The organism is Arthrobacter sp. B0490, from assembly GCF_002929355.1.
In the GTDB taxonomy this organism is placed as follows: Bacteria; Actinomycetota; Actinomycetes; order Actinomycetales; family Micrococcaceae; genus Arthrobacter_D.
Genome location: NZ_PJIR01000001.1, coordinates 214,639 through 237,780, shown reverse-complemented (window position 1 = coordinate 237,780; position 23,142 = coordinate 214,639). Strand labels below are relative to the sequence as shown.

The following is a 23,142-nucleotide window of genomic DNA, read 5'->3' as shown; positions in this document are numbered from 1 at the left end:
CAGTCTATTACACCGTGTTCCAGCCCCCGCCGGACCGTCCCGGCCCTGCCGGTGCGGCCCGGCAGCAGCACGCCCGGTGCTGAACGCGGTGGCTGCCTGACACCGTTAGGAATCATGGGACTCTACGAAGGCCGGACACCGGGCTCCACCGCCCGGACACCAGACTCGACCGCCGCAGCACCGTCCGGCGACAAGCCTGCCATCTGGCTCTGGTCGCAGTACCTGCTCGACGCCGTCGCCTGGATCGTGGCCATCCTCCTCGCGCTGATCCTGCGCTACGAGCTCCTCGTGAAGGAGATCAACGTCCCGGGCATCGCCGCGTTCTGCGCGCTGGCCGTCCTCGCCCAGCTCGTGGTGGGACTGAGCTTCGCGCTGTACCGCGGGCGGTACAGTTTCGGGAGCTTCCACGAGGCCAAGCTGCTGGTCATCGTCGCGGTGCTCGTCGCGGTGATCCTCGTCCTCGCGAGCGTCGCCTTCTTCAGGGTCATCGAGGTGCCCCGCAGCATCGGGATCATCGCGTTCCCCTTCGCGTGCATGTTCCTCGCCGCGACGCGCTACCTCAAGCGCATGTACGTGGAGAGCAAGGCCAAGCCGGGGGAGGACGCGCAGCGGACCCTCATCTACGGCGCCGGCTTCCTCGGCAACTCGCTCGTGGGCCGCATGATGCAGGACCCCGGGTCCCCCTACTTCCCCGTGGGCCTGATCGACGACGACCCCGCCAAGAAGCACCTCCGGCTGTCCGCCGTGCCCGTCCTCGGACGCATCGACGACCTCCGGGACATCGCCGTCCGGACGCAGGCCCAGATCCTCGTCATCGCGTTCGCGGAGATCGAGGCCTCGCAGGTCCGCCGTGTCTCGGACCTCGTGGCGGGCCTCGGCATCAAGGTGCTGGTCCTGCCGCCGCTGCGCGACATGCTCGGCGCGGCAGGGGCCGCGATCGCCGACTTCCGCGAGGTCGCGGTGGAGGACCTGATCGGCCGGCGCCCCGTGGACATCCACCCCGACGAGGTGGCCGGCTACGTGACCGGCAAGCGGGTGCTCGTGACCGGGGCCGGGGGATCCATCGGCTCGGAGCTCTGCCGCCAGCTCGCCACCTTCGCCCCGGCCGAGCTCATCATGCTGGACCGCGACGAGACCGGCCTCCAGTCCACCCAGATCTCCCTCACCGGTCGCGGCCTGCTGACCGGCCGCGACACGGTCCTCGCCGACATCCGGGACGCCGACGCGCTGCTCGACATCTTCGAGGACCGCAGACCGCAGGTCGTCTTCCATGCGGCGGCGCTCAAGCACGTCTCGCTGCTCGAGCAGTACCCGGAGGAGGCCTGGAAGACGAACGTGCAGGGCTCCCTCAACGTCCTGCGGGCTTCCGGCGCCGTCGGCGTCACGAACTTCGTGAACATCTCGACGGACAAGGCGGCGGACCCCACGAGCGTCCTCGGCCACTCCAAGCGCGTGGCGGAGAAACTGACGTCCTGGCACGCGGAGCGCACCGGGCAGAAGTACGTGTCGGTGCGGTTCGGCAACGTGATCGGGAGCCGCGGCTCCATGCTGCCCCTCTTCACCGAGCAGATCCGCAACGGCGGCCCCATCACCGTCACGGACCCCGAGGTCACGCGCTTCTTCATGACCATCCCCGAGGCCTGCCAGCTCGTCGTGCAGGCGGGTGCGATCGGCAGGGGAGGGGAGGTGCTGATCCTCGACATGGGTGAGCCCGTGCGCATCCTGGACGTGGCACAGCGCATGATCGCGATGTCCGGCAAGGACATCGACATCGTCTTCACCGGCCTGCGGCCGGGCGAGAAGATGCACGAGGACCTCATGGGCGTGGGGGAGGACGACTCCCGCCCCCTGCACCCCAAGATCTCGCACACGTCGGTCGCGCCGCTCGATCCGCAGCAGCTGAGCCTCCAGCAGTGGCAGGCCGAGGGCGGCTTCGGCCGGGGCCCGCGCGGGATCGGGTCGGGACCGGCCCCCGACGGACATCCGGGTCGACGGTCCGCGGCCAGCGTCCCGCCGTCGGGCGTGGGCGGACGGTCGTCATGAGCCCGCTCCTCGCCGTCGTCGGGCTCGCCGCCCTCGCGCTGTCGCTCGCCCTGCCCGTCGTCGTCAAGCCCCTGCTGAAGCGGCTCGGCGTCGTCGACATCCCCAACGACCGGTCCTCCCACTCCACCGTCGTCATCCGCGGAATGGGGGTGGCCGTCGCCGTGGCGATCCTCGCCGCCCTGGTCCTCTCCCTCGCCACGGGCCTCGTCTCGGTCGACCGGTCGCTCATCGGGATCATCCTCTGCATGGTCGCCGCCGCCTCGGTCCTCGGCTGGATCGAGGACTTCCGCGGCCTCTCCATCCGGGTCCGCGCCTCCGCGCAGCTCCTCGTCGGCGCCGTCGGGACCGTCGCCCTCGCGACGACCATCGACGACAGCAGCTACTGGTGGGTGCCCCTCGGCGCCGTCGCGGTCGCCACGTACATCAACGCCGCCAACTTCATGGACGGGATCAACGGCATCTCCGGGATGCACGGGGTGGTCGTGGGCCTCTTCTACTCGGCCGCCGGCGTCCTCAGCGATCAGTTCTGGCTGACGGTCGCGGGCCTGGTGCTCGCGGCGGCCTTCGCGGGATTCCTGCCCTGGAACCTCGGCCGCGGGTTCGTGTTCCTCGGGGACGTGGGCAGCTACCTGCTCGGCGCATCGATCGCCGCCATCGCGGTCACGGGCCTGCTCGCGGGGGTCTACCTCGAATACCTGCTCTCCCCGGTCCTGATCTACCTCGCGGACACGTTCACCACCTTCGTCCGGCGCGCCCGGCGGGGTGAGCCCCTCTACACCGCGCACCGGCAGCACGTGTACCAGCGGCTCACCGACACGGGCCTCAGCCACGTCCAGGTCTCGCTCCTCGTCACCGTCCTGTCGGCACTCACCGGTGCCGCCGGATTCGTGCTCGCCACGACGCCCGCGCCCCTGGCCGTGTCCGCGTCGGTGTTCGCCGCCGCCGTCGTCGCGCTGTACCTCTACTCGCCGCGGATCTTCCGTGCCCTGGCCCGTCGCCGGACGCCGGCGGACGCGTGAGCGAGCCCGTGTCCGCCGCCGCCATGCGGTAGGATTTCAGGCGCCGGGCGCGACGACACAGAGTCGCGCCGACCCGGCACCAGGCCCGCGACGCCGTCGCCGGAGGACCAGCAGGGCGCCATCGGGCGCAGCCGACAGAGCGGACAGCGCGTGCCACGACCGGAGCATCCGGCGAACGGACCCGATTCCCCCACCCTCGTGCGGGAGTCCGGCGCGACGGAGTCGCCCTGGCTGGGCATCCTGGCCAGGAGTGCCGCCGCGGCCGGCGGCCTGGCGCTCGTGCTCGCCGCGGCGGCAGCCATCGCCACCTCGCCCGCAGCCGGCCTGAGCGTTCTCCTCGCCGCCGTCCTCGTGATGGCGTTCTTCGGGATCAGCCTCCTGATCGGCCACTTCACGGGGAGAACCAACCCCTCGGGCGCCCTCGGGCTGTTCATCGTCACGTACGCCATCAAGGTCGTCGGCTTCGCCGCCGTCCTGTTCCTCCTCGGCACGCCCGACTGGCTGGACCGCACGTGGTTCTTCGCGGGAGCGCTGGCGACCGTCCTCGCCTGGCAGATCGCCGAGGTGTTCGCCTTCTCGCGCCTGCGCACGCCCCTGTACGGGGATGCGGCGCCGGCGGACGGGGTCCCGCCGTCGACCCGCCCCCCGGAAGGTCCCTGACGTGGCGACTCCTCCGGGCGGGCCGGACGAGGCCGGCGGAGCGGCGGCGCGCAACGAGGAAGCCCGCCTCGCGAACGGCGGCTACAACGCCGGCATCGCCGTCTTCAGCTACATCATTGGCGGGATCGCAGTGTGGAGTTTGATAGGCTGGGGGCTGGATAATCTCCTCGACACGCGCTGGTTGGTGCTGGCGGGAGCGTTCTTAGGTGCAGCAGGGGGTTTCTATCTCTCCCACACGCACAACCTCACCCGGAACCACACCCCGAGTCCGCACAGCGGATCCCGGGCGACGCCCGGTGCCGAGGACGGACCCGAGTGAATCCCCATAACTTAACGAGTCGGACCAGTCACGCTGCGGCCGAACAGATCTTGCCCAACGATGGACACTGCAGAGAGGAAACGCGTTGATCGCGCTTGCGCTCCCGGCCGCAACTACCGAAGAGGGATTCGTAGCCCCGACTATCGAGGACACCCACTACCGGGACATCCTTCCCTGGGGTGACGCCTACGGAGTCTGGTTCGACCCCGGCTTCGGCAAGCAGATGCTCATGGTCATCCTGTCCGTGGTCCTCATCGCCACCTTCTTCCTCGTCGCCTCCCGGCGCCGTCAGCTCGTCCCCGGCAAGATGCAGTTCCTCGGTGAGTCGGCGTACGGATTCGTCCGCAACTCCATCGGCAAGGACATCATCGGCGGCAACGACTTCCTGAAGTACGTGCCCTGGCTCTTCACCGCCTTCTTCTTCGTGCTGGTGAACAACATCTTCGGGGCGATCCCGTTCCTGCAGCTGCCGAGCTTCTCGCACCCGGGCAGTGCCTACGCCATCGCGGCGATCTTCTACCTCCTCTGGGTCGGCATCGGCATCAAGAAGCACGGCCTGCGCTACTTCAAGCTGGCCGTCGTCCCGTCGGGCGTCCCCTGGTACATCCTGCCGATCGTCGTGCCGATCGAGATCATCTCGAACTTCATCGTCCGCCCGGTGACCCACTCGCTGCGACTCTTCGCGACCATGCTGGCCGGCCACCTCATCGTGACCCTCGCCGGCTCCGCCATCGAGTACATGGTCATGACGGGCAACATCCTGCTCCAGGGCACCAGCGTCCTGGTCCTCGTCGGCGCCGTCGCGATGTACATGCTCGAGGCGCTGATCATGGTCCTCCAGGCCTACGTCTTCACGCTGCTCGCCGCGATCTACATCGAAGGCGCACTGCACGCCGACGCCCACTGATTCACACACGTCTTCCCCGTCGGGGATGATCCCAAACAACCTGTCGCCCTCGAGCGGCATCTTGAAAGGAACACAATGGAAGTACAGGGTAGCCTCAACCTCGTTGGATACGGTCTCTCCGCAATCGGCGGTGGTATCGGTGTGGGTCTCGTCTTCGCGGCCTACATCAACGGCGTCGCTCGCCAGCCTGAGGCACAGCGTGTCCTCCAGCCCATCGCCTTCCTCGGTCTGGCACTGACCGAGGCCCTCGCGATCCTGGGCCTCGTCTTCGCCTTCGTCATCGGCGCCTGACACCGCCGTCCTGATCGACCGAAGACAAGTTGAAGAAAGACGGGTGAAAAATGCTTAACGCAGCAATCATGGCGGCGGAGGAGGGCTCTAGCCCGCTCGCACCGAACTGGTGGGAGTTCCTCGTAACGCTGGTCGGCTTCGCCGTGCTGATGTTCATCGTCATCAAGTTCGTCATGCCGGCATTCGAGCGGACCTTCGCAGAGCGCACCGCCGCGATCGAAGGCGGCATCGCTAAGGCGGAGGCCGCGCAGGCGGAAGCCAACGCGGCGCTGGCCGAGTACAAGCAGCAGCTTGTCGACGCCCGCACCGAGGCGAACCGCATCCGCGAGGAAGCACGCGCCGAAGGCGCCCAGATCCTCGCGGAGCTCAAGGAGAGGGCGGCCGCCGAGTCGGCACGCATCTCCGAGCAGGCCCACGTCCAGATCGAGGCCGAGCGCCAGGCCGCAGTGGTCTCGCTCCGCGCCGAGGTCGGGACCCTCGCCACGGATCTCGCCAGCCGCATCGTCGGGGAATCCCTCGCCGACGACGCCCGCTCGTCACGCGTCGTCGACCGGTTCCTCGCGGACCTCGAGACCTCGTCGAACGGTGCAGTCTCCCATAGGGCAGGTGCGGCGAAGTAATGGCAGGTGTATCGAGCGTCTCCCTGGCGACAGTCCGTGAAGGACTGGAGCCCCGGCTGCAGGGCGCGACCCTTGCGCTGGCCGAGGACCTGTTCGGCGTGCTGGCGATCCTGGACAGCAACGCCGGTCTCCGGCGTGCGCTGACGGACCCGTCACGCACCGGCAGGGACAAGGCCGTGCTCGTGGACCAGCTCATCGCCGGTCGGGTGTCGCCGGAAGCGGCCGGAGTGGTCAGGGACCTCGTCAGCGAGCGCTGGGCCAACGCCCGCGACATCGGTGACGCCCTGGAGACCCTCGCCGCAACCGTCGTCATCGCCGTGGCCGAGCAGGGCAGCGGCGCGGAGGGCCTGGACCAGCTCGAGAACGAGCTGTTCTCCTTCACCCAGGTGGTCGCTTCGAGCCACGCCCTGCAGAGGGCGCTGTCGGAAGCCCAGGCCACGCCGGAGTCGAAGGTCACCCTCGCCCTGAAGCTCGTACCCCGCGCGGGTGCAGCAGGCAGGCTCCTCATCTCGCAGGCCGTGCGGGCGCCGCGCGGGCTGAAACCCGCCGCCCTCGTCCAGCGGTTCCTCGAACTCGTCGCTGTGCGCCAGCAGCGCTGGATCGCCAATGTCAGCGTCACCCGTCCGCTGACGGCAAGCCAGCTCGCTCGCCTGGAGTCGGGCCTGAACGCGATGTACGGGCGCGAGCTCAAGGTCAACGTGAAGGTCGACCCCTCACTCCTCGGTGGCGTCCGCGTCAGCGTCGGGGACGAGATGGTCGACTCGACCGTCATCACGCGTCTGTCCGAACTCCGCCGGACCCTGGTGGGATAGGCGTCCGCGCCTGCCCCACCCGAGTTCCGCCGGAGTTCCACCCACTGAATCACACACCGGTCGCCACGCACCTTATGGGGACCAACAACACAGGAGAGCAGGGACTGAGATGGCCGAATTGACCATCAACGCCGAAGACGTACGCAGTGCGTTGAACGACTTTGCGGCGTCCTACGAGCCCGGAAATGCGGAGCGCGTCGAAGTAGGCCGCGTCTCCACCGCGAGCGACGGCATTGCCCGTGTGGAGGGTCTCCCCTCCGTCATGGCCAACGAGCTGCTGCGGTTCGAGGACGGCACGCTCGGACTCGCCCAGAACCTCGACACGCGTGAGATCGGTGTCGTCGTCCTCGGTGACTACACCGGCATCGAAGAAGGCCAGGAAGTGCACCGCACGGGCGAGATCCTCTCGGTCCCAGTGGGCGACGCCTTCCTCGGCCGCGTGGTCGACCCCCTGGGCCAGCCCATCGACGACCTCGGCGAGATCGTCGCCGAAGGCCGCCGTGCGCTCGAGACCCAGGCCCCCGGCGTCACGCAGCGCAAGTCGGTGCACGAGCCGATGCAGACCGGCCTCAAGGCGATCGACGCGATGATCCCCATCGGCCGCGGCCAGCGCCAGCTGATCATCGGTGACCGGCAGACGGGCAAGACCGCCATCGCCGTGGACACCATCATCAACCAGCGGGACAACTGGGCGTCGGGTGACGTGACCAAGCAGGTCCGCTGCATCTACGTCGCGATCGGCCAGAAGGCGTCGACGATCGCCGCCGTGCGCCAGACCCTCGAGGACAAGGGTGCGCTGGAGTACACGACCATCGTCGCGTCTCCCGCCTCCGACCCCGCCGGCTTCAAGTACCTCGCCCCCTACGCCGGTTCGGCCATCGGCCAGCACTGGATGTACGGCGGCAAGCACGTCCTCATCGTGTTCGACGACCTGTCGAAGCAGGCCGAGGCCTACCGTGCGGTGTCGCTGCTGCTCCGCCGCCCGCCGGGACGCGAAGCCTACCCCGGTGACGTGTTCTACCTGCACTCCCGCCTGCTGGAGCGTTGCGCGAAGCTCTCCGACGAGCTCGGTGCCGGCTCGATGACGGGTCTGCCCCTCATCGAGACCAAGGCGAACGACGTCTCGGCGTACATCCCGACGAACGTCATCTCCATCACCGACGGCCAGATCTTCCTGCAGTCGGACCTCTTCAACGCCAACCAGCGTCCCGCAGTGGACGTCGGCGTGTCCGTCTCCCGCGTGGGTGGCGCTGCCCAGGTGAAGTCGATGAAGAAGGTCTCGGGCACCTTGAAGCTCGACCTCGCCCAGTACCGCGACATGCAGGCCTTCGCGATGTTCGCCTCCGACCTGGATGCGGCATCACGCCAGCAGCTGACCCGTGGTGCTCGCCTGATGGAACTGCTCAAGCAGGGCCAGTACTCCCCGATGCCGGTGGAGCAGCAGGTCGTGTCCATCTGGGCAGGGACGAACGGCTACCTGGACGACGTGCCGGTGGAGGACATCCGCCGCTTCGAGTCCGAGTTCCTGGAGCACCTCGGCCACAAGTCGCAGATCCTCAACACCCTCGCCCAGACGGGCAAGCTCGAGGACTCGACGGCCGAGGAACTGAAGACCCAGATCACGGACTTCAAGCAGGGCTTCTTCGGGGTCGGTGCCGACGGTTTCGGCGCGGGCCACGAGGAGTACCAGGCCATCGACGCCGAGTCGGTCGAGCACGAAAAGATCGTTCGACAGAAGCGCTAGAGGACCTGTTGCCGGGAGGGGCCCCGCCCCTCCCGGCTCGCAGGGCCCTGGCCTGATCGCTCCCCGACGCGGGGGCGGAGGAAAGGACAAGAATGGGAGCCCAGATCCGGGTCTACCGCCAGAAGATCGCCTCGACCACGTCGACGCGGAAGATCTTCAAGGCGATGGAGCTGATCGCGACGTCGCGCATCGGCAAGGCACGCACGCGTGTCGCTGCGGCCCAGCCGTACGCCAACGCGATCACCCGGGCCGTCTCGGCCGTGTCGTCGCAGTCGGAGATCGACCACCCGCTCACCACCGAACACGGTGAGGTGCGGCGTGCCGCCGTGCTGGTGATGACCTCCGATCGCGGCCTCGCAGGCTCGTACTCGGCCAGCGCACTCAAGAAGGCCGAGGGTCTCTTCGAGGCGCTCCGCTCCGAGGGCAAGGAGATCCAGGCGTACCTGGTCGGCCGCAAGGGGCAGTCGTACTTCGACTTCCGCCAGCGCGACTACGAGAGGGTCTGGACGGGCAACACCGACGCTCCCGAGTTCGAGACCGCGCGCGAGGTCGGCGAGGCCCTCCTCGAGACCTTCCTCAAGGACCACGAGGACGGCGGCGTGGACGAGATCCACATCGTCTACACGAAGTTCCGCTCCATGGTGGTCCAGGAGCCGGCCGTCCTCCGACTGCTGCCGCTGGAAGTCGTCGACGAGCAGGTACCCCAGGACGGCGAACTGCTGCCCCTGTACGAGTACGAGCCGGAGCCCGAACAGGTCCTCGACGCACTGCTCCCCAGGTACATCGAGTCGCGCATCTTCGCGGCGATGCTGCAGGCATCTGCCAGCGAGCTCGCCGCGCGTCAGCGGGCCATGAAGTCCGCCGGTGACAATGCGACGGAGCTCATCAAGAAGTACACGCGTCTCCGCAACACCGCCCGCCAGGCGGAGATCACCCAGGAGCTCTCGGAGATCGTGGCCGGCGCGGACGCGCTGAACGCCTCCTGACGCCCCGCCCGCCCGGGTCCTCGCGGATTCCGGGCAGCTTAGACTTAGTTCCACGCCATCTACGTAAATGAAGTGAGAGAGATGACTGCCCAGACTGTTGAGCACGGTACGGACTCAGTTGCCCCCGGCGCCACCGGCCGTATTGCACGTGTCATCGGCCCGGTTGTCGACGTCGAGTTCCCGGCCGACGCAATCCCCGCCATGTACAGCGCGCTGACCACCGAGATCACCCTCAACGGTGTGACGCGCCTTATCACCTTCGAGACCTCGCAGCACCTGGGCGACAACCTCGTCCGGGCGATCTCGCTGCAGGCGACCGACGGACTCGTCCGCGGCACCGTCGTGCAGGACACCGGATCCCCGATCACCGTTCCCGTCGGCGACGGCGTGAAGGGCCACATCTTCAACGTCCTCGGCAAGCCCCTCGACGTCGAGGAGTCCGCACTCGAGATCACCGAGCGCTGGCCGATCCACCGTGCGGCTCCCAGCTTCGCCTCGCTCGAGGGCTCCACGGAGATGCTCGAGACCGGCATCAAGGTCATCGACCTGCTGACCCCGTACATCAAGGGTGGGAAGATCGGCCTGTTCGGCGGCGCCGGTGTCGGCAAGACCGTCCTCATCCAGGAGATGATCACGCGTGTCGCCCGCAACTTCGGCGGCACCTCGGTGTTCGCCGGTGTCGGTGAGCGCACCCGTGAGGGCAACGACCTCTGGGTCGAGATGGAGGAGGCGGGCGTCCTGAAGGACACCGCCCTCGTGTTCGGCCAGATGGACGAGCCGCCGGGAACGCGCCTGCGCGTGGCCCTCTCGGCCCTGACCATGGCGGAGTACTTCCGCGATGTGCAGAACCAGGACGTGCTGCTCTTCATCGACAACATCTTCCGGTTCACCCAGGCCGGCTCGGAGGTGTCGACCCTCCTCGGTCGCATGCCGTCCGCCGTGGGTTACCAGCCGAACCTGGCGGACGAGATGGGCCTCCTGCAGGAGCGCATCACCTCCACCAAGGGCCACTCGATCACGTCGATGCAGGCGATCTACGTCCCCGCGGACGACTACACCGACCCGGCCCCGGCGACCACCTTCGCGCACCTGGATGCGACCACCGAGCTCTCCCGCGAGATCGCGTCGCGCGGCCTCTACCCGGCCGTCGACCCGCTCGCGTCGACCTCGCGCATCCTGGACCCCCAGTACATCGGCCACGACCACTACAACACGGCCGTGCGCGTCAAGCAGATCCTGCAGAAGAACAAGGAACTGCAGGACATCATCGCGATCCTCGGTATCGACGAGCTCAGCGAAGAGGACAAGGTCGTCGTCGCCCGCGCACGCCGTATCCAGCAGTTCCTCTCGCAGAACACCTACACCGCCAAGCAGTTCACCGGTGTCGAGGGTTCGACGGTGTCCATCAAGGACACCATCGAGGGCTTCTCGGCGATCTGCAACGGCGATCTCGACCACATCGCGGAGCAGGCGTTCTTCAACATCGGCGGACTCGACGACGTCGAGCGCCAGTGGGCCAAGATCCAAGAGCAGACCGGTAAGTAGCGCAGATGGCATCGAACGGCGAACTCGAAGTCGAAATCGTCGCGGCCGACCACTTCGTGTGGTCGGGCGCGGCACGCCAGGTCAACGCACGCACCAGCAACGGGCAGATCGGGATCCTTCCCGGGCACGCCCCCATCCTGGCCATCCTCGAAGCGGGGGAGCTCTCGGTGGAACCGGTCAACGGTGAACGCCTGGTCGTGGGTGTGGACGGTGGTTTCTTCTCGGTCGACTCGAACCGCGTCGTGATCGTGGCGGACAACGCCAAGGTCGGCGGTTCGGGAACTCCGGAATCCGTCTAGGATTCCCGGCGTGGAGGCACTCGGTGTGACGTTCATCTGCCTTGCGGTCGTCTTCGGCCTGCTCGTGCTCGTGATCGCCGCCTTCCTCCTCCGCCGCTACCAGCTGGGCCGAGCGCTCGGCACCTTCGACGCCTCCATCCGCCTCCCTCCCCGGGGATGGCGGGTGGGGGTTTGTCGTTACACGGACAAACACCTCGAGTGGCTCAGCCTCCTCTCGCTCAGCCCCATCCCGCGCTTCCGTTTCCTCCGCAGCTCCCTCGAGGTGACGGGCTGGCGGGCCGCCACCGAGGTGGAGCGCGTCAGCATCCAGCCCGGCGCGATCATCGTCCACCTGACCTACGAGGGCGAGGCCTTCGACCTCGCGATGAAGTACGACGTCTACGCCGGCCTCTCCTCCTGGATCGAGGCCGGGCCGGTCATCGGCATCGGCACCTGGCGCTGATACGGGCGTCTCGCCGGGCGATCCGGCCTAGCCGACCTCGAGCGGCCTGACCCAGGCCCCCGCGCGGAGCACGCCCTTCAGCTCGAGGTCGGGGGAGAGGACCAGCGCATCGGCGCGGAGCCCGCTGCGGAGGCTGCCCACCTCGTCGGCCAGTCCCAGCACCGCCGCCGGGACCGAGGTGGCCGAACCGACGGCGTCCACGAGGCCCACCCCCGCGCCCACGGTGCAGCGCACGACGTCGAGGAGGCTCCCGGCGCCGCCCGCCAGCGCCCCCGTCGCGATGAGGATCGCCGCGTCGTCCACGATGGCGATCTCGCTGCGGCCGAGCCGGTACGTCCCGGAGGCGCAGCCCGCCGCGGCCGTCGAGTCGCTGACGAGGCAGACGTTCTCGGCGCCGGCGATGGTGAAGGCCATGCGGACCGTCTCCGGGTGGAGGTGCACGTTGTCCGCCAGGAGCTCGACGGCGATCTCACCCGCACGGGCGCGCTGCAGGAGCAGCGGCACGGGGCCGGGGGACCGGTGGTGGATGGCGGGCATCGCGTTGAACAGGTGCGTGGCCATGGGCCTGCCGCTGAAGCCCTCGAAGCCCGTGGAGGCGAGCTCCTCGTTGATGAGGTCCAGCGCCGCACCGGTCTCCTCGGTGGAGCTGTCCGTGTGCCCGATGGACGGGATCACCCCGTGCATCACCAGTTCGTACACCAGGACATCGCTGCCCGGCAGTTCCGGGGCGTACGTCATGGAGGCCAGATGCCCCTGGCCTGCTGCGACGAGGCGGGCCACGTCCTCCTGCGTCGGCTGGAGCAGGAAGGCGGGGTCGTGCGCCCCGTTGCGCTCCTTGGACAGGAACGGGCCCTCCGCGTGGATCCCGGCCACGAGCCCTGCCCGGGCCGCGGCGGCGAGCCTCCCGAAGGCGGCCTCGAGGTCCTCGAGAGGTGCCGAACACGTGCTGGCGAGCACCGTCGTCGTACCGCTGCGGTGCAGGTGGGCCGCCGCCGCCTCGATGTCCGCGGCGGAACCGGACGTGAAGTCGCCGCCGCCCGCACCGTGGCAGTGGAGGTCGATGAGCCCCGGGAGGATGAGGAAGCCCTCCGGCAGCCGCCCGTCGGAGGGGGCACCAGGGCCTGTCCCTGCCGCGACGATGCGGGAGCCGTCCCATCGGAGCACTCCGTCGTCGATGATCCCCTCTTCGGTCACCAGTCGTCCGGACAGTGCAGTGGGCGTTCCGCTGGAGTGGGCCATGGTCCGATTCTAGGCGGTCGCGCTTCCGGCGACCCGGAAGAGGGAGGGACCGCTAGAAGAGGCGGGAGGCGCTGTCGTCCACGCCGCGCATCGCGTCGTAGTCGAGGGTCAGGCAGTCGATGCCGCGGTCGCCGGCGAGGACCCGCGCCTGCGGCTTGATCTGCTGCGCGGCGAAGATCCCGCGCACCGGCGACATGATCGGGTCCCGGTTCAGCAGCTCGAGGTATCGGGTGAGCTGCTCGACGCCGTCGATGTCGCCGCGGCGCTTCAGCTCGATGGCGACCGTCCGCCCCGCGGCGTCGCGCGCGAGGATGTCGACGGGACCGATCGCCGTCATGTACTCGCGGCGGATGAGGGTGAACCCCGCGCCGAGGAGCTCGATCTGCTCGGCCAGGAGCCGCTGGAGGTCCGCTTCCACGCCGTCCTTCACGAGGCCGGGATCGACGCCGAGGTCGTGGGAGGAGTCGTGCAGGTGCTCCCGGATGTTGATGACCAGCCTGTCGTCGGTCTTGGCGTGCTGCACCGTCCAGACCTCGGTGATGCCCTCGGCCCGGTCGGCCTCGTCGGGCTCGTTCACCCGCAGGGTCGCGGGCGGGCTCATCCAGTTCAGCGGCTTGTAGGACCCGCCGTCGGAGTGCACGAGGACGGAGCCGTCCGACTTCACCATGAGGAGCCGGGTGGCCAGCGGGAGATGCGCCCGGAGGCGGCCGATGTAATCGACGGAGCAGCGGGCAATGACGAGACGCACGTCAAGAATCCTACCGGGCGCCGGGCCGCACCCGTGCCCGGTGCGGAGGTGCGCGGTCGGATCGGGCACACTGAGGGGGTGCCCCGATCCAACCGCCCGAACCGCCCCCGCGGCTCCTCGCGGCCCAAGTGGTCCGCGCCGCCGGAGGAGGACCTGGAACGCACGCGGGTGGGCCTGCCGCTCCGGGAGTCCGCTCCCGACGGCGAATGGTCGGTCCGGCGCATCACCGAGCGCAACGCCGCCAAGACCTACACCTGCCCGGGGTGCAACTCGTCGATCCTCCCCGGGATCGCCCACCTCGTCGTCTGGCGGGAGGACTCGCTGTTCGGTCCCGAGGCCGCCCTCGCCGACCGGAGGCACTGGCACGTCCGATGCTGGCAGACGCGGAGCTTCCGTTACTGACGGCGGCAGGCGCACGTCGCGCGGGGTGCGGGGCACGTCGTCCTAGACTGGACGGATGCCCACCGAATCGCCCGAGTACACGTTCACGGCCCATGACGAGGCGATCGAGATCCGCGCGTCGACGGTGCTGCCCGCCGATCGCCGCGACATCGAGCTGCACACCGCCGACGGCCTGACCCTCGTGGGGGAGTTCGCGGCGCCCACGGGCGGCCGCCCGCCGCGGGCCACCCTCGTCACCCTCCACCCGCTGCCGACCCACGGCGGCTTCATGGACTCGCACGTGTACCGGAAGGCCTCCTTCCGGCTGCCGGCCCTCGCCGACATCGCCGTCCTGCGGTTCAACACGCGTGGCACGTGTTCTCCACGTGGCTGCAGTGAGGGAGCGTTCGACGGCGGCGACGGGGAACGGCTGGACCTGCAGGCCGCCGTCGAGTGGACCGTCGCGCAGGGGCTCCACCACATCTGGCTCGTGGGCTGGTCCTTCGGGACGGAGCTGTGCCTCAAGTACGGCGCGCAGGACCCGGTGGCCGAACTGATCGAGGGCGCCGTCCTGCTGTCACCGCCCCTCCACCGGGCCGACGACGCCGATCTCGACGCGTGGGCGGCGAGCGGGCTGCCCCTCAAGGTGCTCGTGCCCGAGTTCGACGACTACCTGGTGCCGCAGGACGCGGCCCACCGTTTCGCCCGCGTACCGCAGGCGGACGTGACGGGGATCGACGGCGCGAAGCACCTGTGGGTGGGGGAGAAGTACGCGGCGCGGGCGCTCGACGAGATCGTCGGCGTCGTACGCCCCGACCTGGACCTGCCCCTGCCCTCCCGGTGGACGGGACGAGCCGCCGTCGCACCGTCGGCGACCGGTAGCTGAGCGCACCCTCCCCGGGTGACGGCTCGGCCGCCGGTCCGGGCGGACCGGGCCGGGCCGACCGAGCTACTGTCCGTCCTGGCGGGCGATGAACACCTCCTTGAGGAGGAGCATGACGGCCGCCGCCGTCGGGATGGCGATCAACGCGCCGAGGACGCCGAGGAGGCTGCCGCCGGCGATGACGGCGATCACCGCCACCGCGCCAGGGACCGCGACCGCACGCTGCATGATGCGCGGCGAGATGAAGTAGGCCTCGAACTGCAGGTATGCCACGTACGGGACCGCGAACAGGAGGGCGGTGTGCCAGCCCACCGTCAGGGCGATCAGGCTGACGATCACCGCGGCGATGGTGCCGCCGACCAGCGGGATGAAGGCCAGCAGGACGACGACGAACGCCAGCAGGACGGAGAACGGGACGTCGGCGATCGTCATCACGATGAACGCGAACGTGCCGTTCAGCAGGGCCACGCAGGCCTGGCCGATCACGTACATACCCACGCTGCGCGTGATCTCCTCGGAGAGGACCTCCACGCGGGGCCGGCGCGAGCGCGGCGCGAGGCGGTACGCCCACTTCTTGATGGACGGCAGGGACGCGAGGAAGTAGAGCGCGAGGACCAGGATCACCAGCGAACCGAACAGGCCGTTGATGATCACGGTGCCCACGCCGAGCACGCCGCCGAAGATCCCTCCGACGGCCTCGCTGTTCGCGAAGAACTTGTCGATCTCCGAGACGACGCGGTCGCGGACCTGGAACTGCTCGTCGAGCGTCGTGAAGAACTCGGAGTTCAGGAAGTCATCGGCGTAGCCCGGGGCGCGGTCCACGATCTGGGAGGTCTGGCTCACGATCGTCGGGATGAGCAGCGCGAAGAACCCGGCCACGATGCTCACGAGGATGGTCAGGGCCACCGCGATGCCGGCCGGGCGCGGGACGCCCTTGCTCTCGAGCCACCGGACGATCGGGTCCAGCCCGAGGGCGATGAAGAGGGCCGCCCCGATCCACACCAGGAGCTGGCCCACGTTGGTGATGATGAAGAAGGCCAGCAGCGCGAGGCCCACGCCCACGCTCATCATGAACCCGAAGTGGATGGGGTGGGTCCTCATGCTCCGGGGGTAGGCACCACTGAACTTCAGGCGCTCGTCGGCGAGCGAGACATCCGGATCGACGGCGACACCCCCCGGCTCGCGTTCCGGCGGGAACTCGAAGCGGGGCCGCGGCTGCGCCGCCGGCAGGGACTTCCGGGCGAGCGAGAACAGCGCCCTCAGGGTCGTCGGCGGTCCGGGGTCGGCCGGCACGTCACGGGAGGGCTGCGCGTCCCCGCCGGTCCCGGGCGGCTCGGGCCGCGGAAGCGGCTGGTCGAGCGGGACTTCCTGGTGGTCTGTCAACGAAGAGCTCTGCTTTCGGACGTGCGGTGCCAGTTCCGCGGGGTGGGACGACTAGCGAAACCCTAACAGCCGGGCACCGCCGACAAGGTGGTTGACGGGTCGACTCCCCGGCGGTCCCGCAGGCTCCGGGCGGCCCGGGTTCCTCCCCGTCCGCAGGGTCCGTGCCCGACCCGGCGGGGGAACTTCGTTACCATTGGGTGACTATTCCTGATGGCCCGCCGCCGCATGCGCCGGGCCATCAGAGCGGAGAGGGCCAGGCGGTCCGCCGGAACGGACGACGATAGGCAACGAGTGCGCGGAAAGACAGCAGTACCGATCATCGTGGCAGGGCTCCTGCTGATGCTCCTCGGCATCGGGCAGCGCACCCTCTGGGCTCCTGCCGAGACGGTCACGGCCGGCGTCGCCCAGGATGCGCAGTCCGCGCCCGTCACCGTGATCGAGCCGGGCGCACGGGGCGACGCCGACGGACCGGTCGACGTCACCGTGGAGGCGGACGGTCCCTTCACCCTCGCGATCGGCCGGACCTCCGACGTCGAGGCGTGGGTAGGCGGGGCAGCACACCTGAGCGTCACGGGGATCGCCGGGGAGACGCTGTCCGCCGACCACACGGACGGTGAGGACACCGTCCCCGACCCGAGCGGCAGCGACCTGTGGGTCAGTGAGGAGCCCGGCGACGGGACGCTCACCTACCGGTGGAGCGAGCCCGTGGAGGGCGACTGGTCGATCCTGCTCGCCGCCGACGGGACGGCGCCCGCACCCACGCAGGTCTCCGTCACACGCCCCAACGACCAGTCCACGCCGTTCGCGTTGCCGCTGATCATCGGCGGGGCGCTGGTCGTGGTCCTCGGGATCGCGCTCCTCTTCGTTCCCCCGCGCACCCGCCGCGGCAAGGCCGGGACCGAGCCGGCCGAGGGCACCCGTGCTCACGCGCGCCGGAGCGCCCAGGCCGGCAGGTCCGGGGCATCCTCGATCGCCGTCCCCGGCTCGGCCCTCGTCGCGGGTCTCGTCGCGGGCGGCTCGCTGCTGGGCGTCGCCCCGGGGATGGCGACGACGACGCCGTCGGCCACGCCCAGCGCCTCCGCTCCAGCTTCCACCGGTTCCTCCACCGACTCCTCCACCGCAGACGCGACGCCGTCGTCCGCAGCCACCGGTGCGCCGTCGGCCGGGAGCGCGGCCAGCGGTCCGCCCGTCGTCCTCGCCGGCCAGCTCGAACGCATCCTCGGGGCCGTCGCCTCGACCGTCGCCGACGCCGATGCGGCCGCCGACGCCGAGCGCCTCGCCCCGCGGGTCGACGGCGCCGCGCTGGACCTGCGCACCGGCTCCTATGCGGTCCGGGCCAAGGACGCCAAGGCCGCCGTGCCGGTGCCGGTCGCCGCGGATCCCGTCCTGCTGGACATGATCCCCACCGACGCGGAGTGGCCCCGCACCATCGTCGCCCTGACGCAGAGCGACGACAACCCGGTGCCGCAGGCACTCCTCCTGGTGCAGGAGACGCCGCGCGAGAACTACAAGCTGACCTCGGCGGTCCAGATGCTGCCCGGCAGTAAGTTCCCCTCCCCGCCGGCACCCGGTGCCTCGGGCCCGGTGCCGCTCGACGACGCCGGAGCGCTCGCGAAGGCGCCGCAGGACGCCGTGGCGTCCATCGCCGACTTCCTCACCAAGCCGACCGGCGCCAACGCCGGGACGTTCGAGGAGAACTCCTTCTCCGAGGCCATCACCGAGTTCCAGGCCGGCGTGGTCGCCGACCCGGGCAACAAGGCTGCCAACATCACCTTCACCCACCAGGCGCAGGGCGAGCGCACGCAGGCCCTCCAGACGGGCGACGGCGGAGCGATGGTGTTCGGCTACCTCACCCACACCTACGCCAGCGTCCCCAAGGGCGCCGGCGACAGCATCGACCTCAAGGGGACGGTGTACCGGTCGCTGACCGGCAAGGACACCAGCGGGAAGGGCATCGACGTCAACTACGGCGAAGCCGTGATGATGTACGTCCCCCCGGCCGGAAGCGACGATAAGATCCGGGTCATCGGCGCCGCACAGCAGTTGCTGTCCGCGAAACTCCGCTGAACCGGCACCCCGCCACCAGCGTCCACTCCAGTCAGCCAGAGAAAGGCAGAGCATTGTCGACACCAGCACAGCGGGGCGGGATGCCGCCGTCGAGCATGAACCTGCGGGGAGCGGTGGACCTGTCCGCGCTCAAGGCACGCGCCGACGCGGCAGCCCGACCGGCCGCGGCACGCCAGCCCTCGGCAGGACAGAGCCCCTACATCGTCGAGGTCACCGAGCAGACGTTCCCGCAGCTGGTGCAGCTCTCCTCCCAGGTGCCCGTCATCGTGAACCTCCGCGCCACCTGGAGTGAGCAGTCCACCCAGGTGACCGCCGTCCTCGAGGCGGTCGCGGTGGAGTCCGACGGGCGGATCCTGCTCGCCAACGTGGACCTCGAGGCCCAGCCGCAGATCGCCCTGGCGTTCCAGGCCCAGGGTGCGCCGACCGTCGTCGCCGTGGTCAAGGGCCAGCCGGTGCCGCTGTTCGAGGGCGCGCTGCCCGACCCGCAGATCCGCGCCTACCTCGACGAGCTCCTGAAGGTGGCCGAGGCCAACGGCGTGACAGGGACGCTCAACGACGGCTCGGAGCCGGGCCCCGCCGCCCCCGCGGAGCCGCCGCTGCCGCCCCTGCACCAGGAGGCCTTCGACGCCATCGAGGCCGGGGACTACGCCACCGCCGCCTCGGCCTACCGCCGCGCGCTGGCCGAGCAGCCGGCCGACGCGGACGCGAAGGCGGGGCTCGCGCAGGTGGAACTCATGCAGCGCGTACAGGACGTCGACGCCGCGGCAGTGCGGCAGCGCGGCGCCGACGAGCCCGACGCCGTCGAGGCCCAGCTCGCCGTGGCGGATCTGGATCTCACGGGTGGGCACGTCGAGGACGCCTTCAACCGCATCGTCGCCTTCATCGCGCGTACCTCGGGCGAGGACCGGGAGACCGCGCGCAAGCGCCTGCTGGAACTGTTCGACGTCGTCGGTGTCACCGATCCGCGGGTGACCAAGGCCCGCGGGGCGCTCGCCCGCGCCCTGTTCTAGCAGGACACCGGACGCCCTCCCGGCACCGATCCCGGCACTGATCCCGGCACTGATCCCGGCACTGATCCCGTTCGACCCCCAGAGGATGCCATGACTTCCGCAGCAACTCCCGCCGGTACGCCCGGCCTGTTCGATCCCATCACGCTCCGCGCCCTGGACCTGCCGCACCGCGGCTGGGTCGCCGCGATGTGCCAGTACTCGTGCGACCCCGTCGGCGCCCCCGGGGTGCCCACCGACTGGCACCTCGTGCACCTCGGCCAGTTCGCCACCGGGGGTGCGGCGCTGATCATCACGGAGGCGGCGGCCGTGAGCCACGAGGGCATGATCAGCCCGCGCGATGCCGGTATCTACACGCAGGAGCAGGCCGGGGCCTGGCGCCGCATCAACGACTTCATCCACGAGCACAGCGCCGTCGGCACGAAGACCGCCGTGCAGCTCGCCCACGCCGGGCGCAAGGCGTCCACGTACTGGCCCTTCAGTGGCAAGCACGACTCGGTCCCCGCGTCGGAGGGCGGCTGGGAGACCGTCGGGCCCACCGACGAAGCCTTCGGGCGGTACGCAGCTCCCCGCGCCATGACGGACGAGGACATCGAGAAGGTCATCCGCGACTTCGGGGCGGCGGCAGCGCTAGCCGTGGACGCCGGCTTCGACACCATCGAGATCCATGGCGCCCACGGGTACCTGCTGCACCAGTTCCTCTCGCCGCTGGTCAACACCCGCACAGACGGCTGGGGCGGTTCGGAGGAGGCCCGGTTCCGTCTGACGCTCGAGGTGATCCGGGAAGTCCGCCGCGTCATCCCTGAGAGCATGCCGCTGCTGCTGCGCGTCTCCGCCTCCGACTGGACCGAGGGCGGGATCGACGGCGCCGTGTCGGCGCGGCTCGCCAAGCGTGCCGCGGAGGAGGGCGTCGATTTCGTGGACGTGTCGTCCGGCGGCGCGGTCCCGGCCGCGGCGATCCCGGTGGGACCGGGTTACCAGGTGTCCCTCGCCGAGGAGGTGCGGTCCTCCGGCGTCCCGACGGGCGCCGTCGGCCTCATCAGTGATCCGCGGCAGGCCGACGACGTCATCCGCGCGGATCGGGCGGACGTCGTCCTCATCGCCCGGGCGGCCCTGCGTGACCCGCACTGGTGGATGCGGGCGGCGCACGAGCTCGGCCATGACCTGGTGCCGGCGCCCCAGTACGAGCGGGCCGGCGGCTTCTGACGAGCCCTCCTTCTCGTCCTTTGGGATGACGAGGGGCGCGAGCGGGCGTTGCTAGCGTGACAGCATGAGTTCCCTCGTGCCATCGCCGACCGATGAGAACAATCCGCAGACCAGAACCGGTACGGCCGCCCTGAGCATCCGCGGTCTCGCCAAGCGTTTCGGGGAGAAGATCGCCGTCAACGGCATCAGCCTCGACGTGCCGCCGGGCTCCTTCTACGGGCTCGTCGGTCCCAACGGTGCCGGCAAGACCACCACCCTCTCCATGGCCACCGGCCTGCTGCGCCCGGACTTCGGTTCGGTCACGGTGCACGGCGTGGACGTGTGGGGACAACCGCTCGAGGCGAAGAAGCTGATGGGTATCCTGCCCGACGGCGTCCGGCTGTTCGACCGGCTCACCGGCGAGCAGCTCGTGACCTATGCGGGACTGCTGCGCGGCATGGACCGCGAGACGGTGATCGAGCGCACGGGGGACCTGCTGCGTGCCCTCGACCTGACCAACGACGCCGGTACGCTCGTGGTGGACTACTCGGCAGGCATGACGAAGAAGATCGCCCTCGCGTCCGCCCTGATCCACGCGCCGAGGCTGCTGGTCCTCGACGAGCCGTTCGAGTCCGTCGATCCGGTCTCGGCCGCGAACATCCGCGACATCCTGGCGGGTTACGTGCGCTCCGGCGGGTCGGTCATCGTGTCCAGCCACGTGATGGACCTCGTGCAGCGCATGTGCGACCACGTCGCGGTCATCGCGGCAGGGACCGTCCTCGCCGCGGGCACCGTCGACGAGGTCCGGGGGGACGCCACGCTGGAGGACCGCTTCGTCGAGCTCGTCGGCGGCCGCAGCACATCGGAAGGACTGTCGTGGTTGCGGACCTCCTGAGGCTCAAGCTCCTCCTGCTGCGCAATTCCCTCAGGCGGAGCACGGGCCAGCTCATCGGTGTGATCCTCGGCGGGCTGTACGGACTGGGCCTCCTGGGCGTGCTCGTGGTCGGTCTCGTGCTGCTCGGTACGGCGGAGCTCGAGCTGATCCGGACCATCCTCGTGATCGGCGGTTCGGCGACCGTGCTCGGCTGGATCATCATCCCCATCGCGGCGACCGGCATCGACATGACGCTCGACCCCGCTCGGTTCGTGACCTTCGCGATCCCCATGCGCCAGCTGCTCGCCGGGCTCGTTCTGGGCGGGATACTGGGCATCCCGGGCGTGGTGACGCTCATCGCCTCGCTGACGCAGGTGATCACCTGGATCCGTTATCCGGCGGCCGCCCTGACCGCCCTCGTCTGCGGTCTGCTCGCCGTCCTGCTGTGCGTGGTCGCCTCCCGTCTCGTGACCACCGCGGTGTCCTCCATGACCGGATCGCGCCGCTTCAAGGACGTCAACGGCATCGTGGCGTTCATCCCCCTGATCTTCCTCGGCCCGATCATCGGGGGAGTAACCGCCGGGTTCCAGAGCTCGCCCGGCTTCGCGCGGTCCCTCGCCGACATCCTCGCCTGGACTCCGCTCGGTGCCCTCTGGGCCGCACCGGCCGACGTCGCCGCGGGCGAGCCCGGGGCGGCCCTCCTGAAGTTCCTGATCGGTGCGGCCACCCTGGTGCTGTTCCTCGTGCTGTGGAGCCGCAGCCTCACCCATGCCCTGGTCACACCTCCCTACAACGCGGTGTCCAAGCGCGCCGGTGGAAACCTGGGCTGGTTCGCCCGTTTCCCTGCCACTCCGGCCGGGGCCGTGGCGGCGAGGGCGCTGACCTACTGGCTCCGCGACCCGCGGTACTCCGCCTCCCTCGTGGTGATCCCGTTCGTCGCGGTGCTGCTGTACTTCTCGGGCGGGGGCTCAGGGACGGCCTTCGCGTTCCTCGGACCCCTCACCGCATTCCTCCTCGCCTGGTCCATCTCGGCCGACATCTCGTACGACAACACCGCCTTCAGCCTGCATGTCTCCACCGGCGTGAGTGGCCGCGACGACCGCCTCGGACGTGCGGCCGCGCTGCTCGTCTTCGCGCTGCCGATCACGCTGGTGTTCACGGTGGGGCCGTTGCTCATCACGGGCCGCACCGAGGATCTGCCCGTGATGGTGGGACTGTCGATCGGTCTGCTGCTGACCGGCGCCGGGCTGTCGAGCATCGTGTCGGCGCGATACACCTACAACGTTCCGCTACCCGGGGAGAGCGCCTTCAAGACGCCGCCGGGCACGAACTTCACGATGTTCGCCGTCCAGTTCATCGGGTGGTTCGTCATGCTGCTCCTGGCGCTGCCCGAGATCGTCCTGACCGTCGCCTACTTCGTGACGGGGCAGTCGCTGTACGGCTGGCTGACCGTCCTGGTGGGATTCGCTCTCGGCGGGGTGCTGCTGGTGGTCGGCATCCGGACGGGCGGGAGATGGTACGACCGCCGCGCCCCGGAGCTGCTGCTCGCCGTCTCCGCCAACCGCTGACTGCTCGAGGCCTCCCCCTCGGGATCGAGGCGAGTGTCCGGCGTCCCGCCGGCAGATGCCGGGCAGGCCGTGGGCGACGCGTGGGAGCTCGACCTGTCCGTAGAACCCCGCCCCCTTTTG

At 69.7% G+C, this 23,142-nt stretch carries 23 protein-coding genes; 20 read left to right on the top strand and 3 right to left on the bottom strand.

What is annotated here, in order from left to right:
* The first annotated feature begins 114 nt into the window (after positions 1 to 114).
* The 13 genes from CXQ97_RS01135 to CXQ97_RS01075 all read left to right on the top strand — a co-directional run bounded on the left by CXQ97_RS01135 (position 115) and on the right by CXQ97_RS01075 (position 11,687).
* Entirely contained in the window at positions 115 to 2,043 is a 1,929-nt protein-coding gene (locus tag CXQ97_RS01135; RefSeq protein ID WP_104179007.1) for a nucleoside-diphosphate sugar epimerase/dehydratase, read from the top strand.
* Positions 2,040 to 3,062, top strand: coding sequence for a glycosyltransferase family 4 protein (locus tag CXQ97_RS01130; protein ID WP_104179006.1), 1,023 nt, complete (start codon positions 2,040 to 2,042; stop codon positions 3,060 to 3,062). Before CXQ97_RS01135 ends, CXQ97_RS01130 begins: the two co-directional genes overlap by 4 nt.
* Before the next feature lie 150 nt (positions 3,063 to 3,212).
* Positions 3,213 to 3,722 (top strand): hypothetical protein, encoded by a 510-nt coding sequence (locus tag CXQ97_RS01125; RefSeq protein ID WP_258062115.1) that lies wholly within the window; start codon positions 3,213 to 3,215, stop codon positions 3,720 to 3,722.
* 1 nt (position 3,723) lies between these two features.
* Positions 3,724 to 4,041, top strand: coding sequence for a hypothetical protein (locus CXQ97_RS01120; protein WP_104179005.1), 318 nt, complete (start codon positions 3,724 to 3,726; stop codon positions 4,039 to 4,041).
* An 85-nt stretch (positions 4,042 to 4,126) separates the two neighbouring features.
* Positions 4,127 to 4,948: a F0F1 ATP synthase subunit A gene (atpB, locus tag CXQ97_RS01115; protein WP_104179004.1), complete on the top strand. Its 822-nt coding sequence runs from the start codon at positions 4,127 to 4,129 to the stop codon at positions 4,946 to 4,948.
* A gap of 75 nt (positions 4,949 to 5,023) precedes the next feature.
* Positions 5,024 to 5,239, top strand: coding sequence for an ATP synthase F0 subunit C (locus tag CXQ97_RS01110; RefSeq protein ID WP_019481292.1), 216 nt, complete (start codon positions 5,024 to 5,026; stop codon positions 5,237 to 5,239).
* Positions 5,240 to 5,289: 50 nt separating this feature from the next.
* A complete protein-coding gene (locus CXQ97_RS01105) occupies positions 5,290 to 5,859 on the top strand; it encodes a F0F1 ATP synthase subunit B (RefSeq protein WP_104179003.1) in 570 nt (189 codons plus the stop codon).
* On the top strand, positions 5,859 to 6,671 hold the full coding sequence (locus tag CXQ97_RS01100) for a F0F1 ATP synthase subunit delta (protein WP_104179002.1): 813 nt from the start codon (positions 5,859 to 5,861) through the stop codon (positions 6,669 to 6,671). The genes CXQ97_RS01105 and CXQ97_RS01100 overlap by 1 nt, the downstream gene beginning before the upstream one ends.
* A gap of 109 nt (positions 6,672 to 6,780) precedes the next feature.
* Positions 6,781 to 8,415, top strand: coding sequence for a F0F1 ATP synthase subunit alpha (atpA, locus tag CXQ97_RS01095; protein WP_104179001.1), 1,635 nt, complete (start codon positions 6,781 to 6,783; stop codon positions 8,413 to 8,415).
* Between the two features lie 92 nt (positions 8,416 to 8,507).
* Positions 8,508 to 9,401: a F0F1 ATP synthase subunit gamma gene (locus tag CXQ97_RS01090; protein ID WP_104179000.1), complete on the top strand. Its 894-nt coding sequence runs from the start codon at positions 8,508 to 8,510 to the stop codon at positions 9,399 to 9,401.
* Positions 9,402 to 9,482: 81 nt separating this feature from the next.
* On the top strand, positions 9,483 to 10,946 hold the full coding sequence (gene atpD / locus CXQ97_RS01085; protein ID WP_104178999.1) for a F0F1 ATP synthase subunit beta: 1,464 nt from the start codon (positions 9,483 to 9,485) through the stop codon (positions 10,944 to 10,946).
* Positions 10,947 to 10,951: 5 nt separating this feature from the next.
* Positions 10,952 to 11,245, top strand: coding sequence for a F0F1 ATP synthase subunit epsilon (locus tag CXQ97_RS01080; RefSeq protein ID WP_104178998.1), 294 nt, complete (start codon positions 10,952 to 10,954; stop codon positions 11,243 to 11,245).
* Between the two features lie 10 nt (positions 11,246 to 11,255).
* Positions 11,256 to 11,687: a DUF2550 domain-containing protein gene (locus tag CXQ97_RS01075; RefSeq protein ID WP_104178997.1), complete on the top strand. Its 432-nt coding sequence runs from the start codon at positions 11,256 to 11,258 to the stop codon at positions 11,685 to 11,687.
* 27 nt (positions 11,688 to 11,714) lie between these two features.
* On the opposite strand, the gene CXQ97_RS01070 is transcribed toward CXQ97_RS01075, so the two are convergent.
* A complete protein-coding gene (locus CXQ97_RS01070; protein WP_104178996.1) occupies positions 11,715 to 12,926 on the bottom strand; it encodes an N-acetylglucosamine-6-phosphate deacetylase in 1,212 nt (403 codons plus the stop codon).
* 52 nt (positions 12,927 to 12,978) lie between these two features.
* Positions 12,979 to 13,674 (bottom strand): endonuclease NucS, encoded by a 696-nt coding sequence (gene nucS / locus CXQ97_RS01065; RefSeq protein WP_104178995.1) that lies wholly within the window; start codon positions 13,672 to 13,674, stop codon positions 12,979 to 12,981.
* Positions 13,675 to 13,752: 78 nt separating this feature from the next.
* Here nucS and CXQ97_RS01060 point away from each other — a divergent pair, with 78 nt between their 5' ends.
* Both CXQ97_RS01060 and CXQ97_RS01055 read left to right on the top strand, forming a co-directional pair.
* Positions 13,753 to 14,076, top strand: coding sequence for a hypothetical protein (locus CXQ97_RS01060; RefSeq protein ID WP_104178994.1), 324 nt, complete (start codon positions 13,753 to 13,755; stop codon positions 14,074 to 14,076).
* A 55-nt stretch (positions 14,077 to 14,131) separates the two neighbouring features.
* Positions 14,132 to 14,941, top strand: a complete 810-nt coding sequence (locus CXQ97_RS01055; protein WP_104178993.1) for an alpha/beta hydrolase — start codon at positions 14,132 to 14,134, stop codon at positions 14,939 to 14,941.
* A gap of 63 nt (positions 14,942 to 15,004) precedes the next feature.
* Here CXQ97_RS01055 and CXQ97_RS01050 read toward each other — a convergent pair whose 3' ends face one another.
* Complete coding sequence (locus CXQ97_RS01050; protein WP_258062176.1) at positions 15,005 to 16,201, bottom strand: AI-2E family transporter; 1,197 nt, start codon at positions 16,199 to 16,201, stop codon at positions 15,005 to 15,007.
* Between the two features lie 411 nt (positions 16,202 to 16,612).
* On the opposite strand from CXQ97_RS01050, the gene CXQ97_RS20500 reads away from it, so the two are divergent.
* From CXQ97_RS20500 to CXQ97_RS01025, 5 genes are all read left to right on the top strand, one after another.
* Positions 16,613 to 18,388 carry a hypothetical protein gene (locus CXQ97_RS20500; protein WP_146069547.1) on the top strand — a complete coding sequence of 592 codons (1,776 nt, stop codon included), beginning with the start codon at positions 16,613 to 16,615 and terminating at the stop codon, positions 18,386 to 18,388.
* A 53-nt stretch (positions 18,389 to 18,441) separates the two neighbouring features.
* On the top strand, positions 18,442 to 19,398 hold the full coding sequence (locus CXQ97_RS01040) for a tetratricopeptide repeat protein (protein WP_104178991.1): 957 nt from the start codon (positions 18,442 to 18,444) through the stop codon (positions 19,396 to 19,398).
* A gap of 90 nt (positions 19,399 to 19,488) precedes the next feature.
* Positions 19,489 to 20,601, top strand: a complete 1,113-nt coding sequence (locus CXQ97_RS01035; protein WP_104178990.1) for an NADH:flavin oxidoreductase/NADH oxidase — start codon at positions 19,489 to 19,491, stop codon at positions 20,599 to 20,601.
* Between the two features lie 64 nt (positions 20,602 to 20,665).
* Entirely contained in the window at positions 20,666 to 21,475 is an 810-nt protein-coding gene (locus tag CXQ97_RS01030; protein WP_258062114.1) for an ABC transporter ATP-binding protein, read from the top strand.
* The gene (locus CXQ97_RS01025) at positions 21,457 to 23,022 is read left to right on the top strand and encodes a transporter (protein WP_104178989.1); all 1,566 of its coding nucleotides are present in this window, start codon (positions 21,457 to 21,459) and stop codon (positions 23,020 to 23,022) included. Before CXQ97_RS01030 ends, CXQ97_RS01025 begins: the two co-directional genes overlap by 19 nt.
* Positions 23,023 to 23,142: the final 120 nt, after the last annotated feature.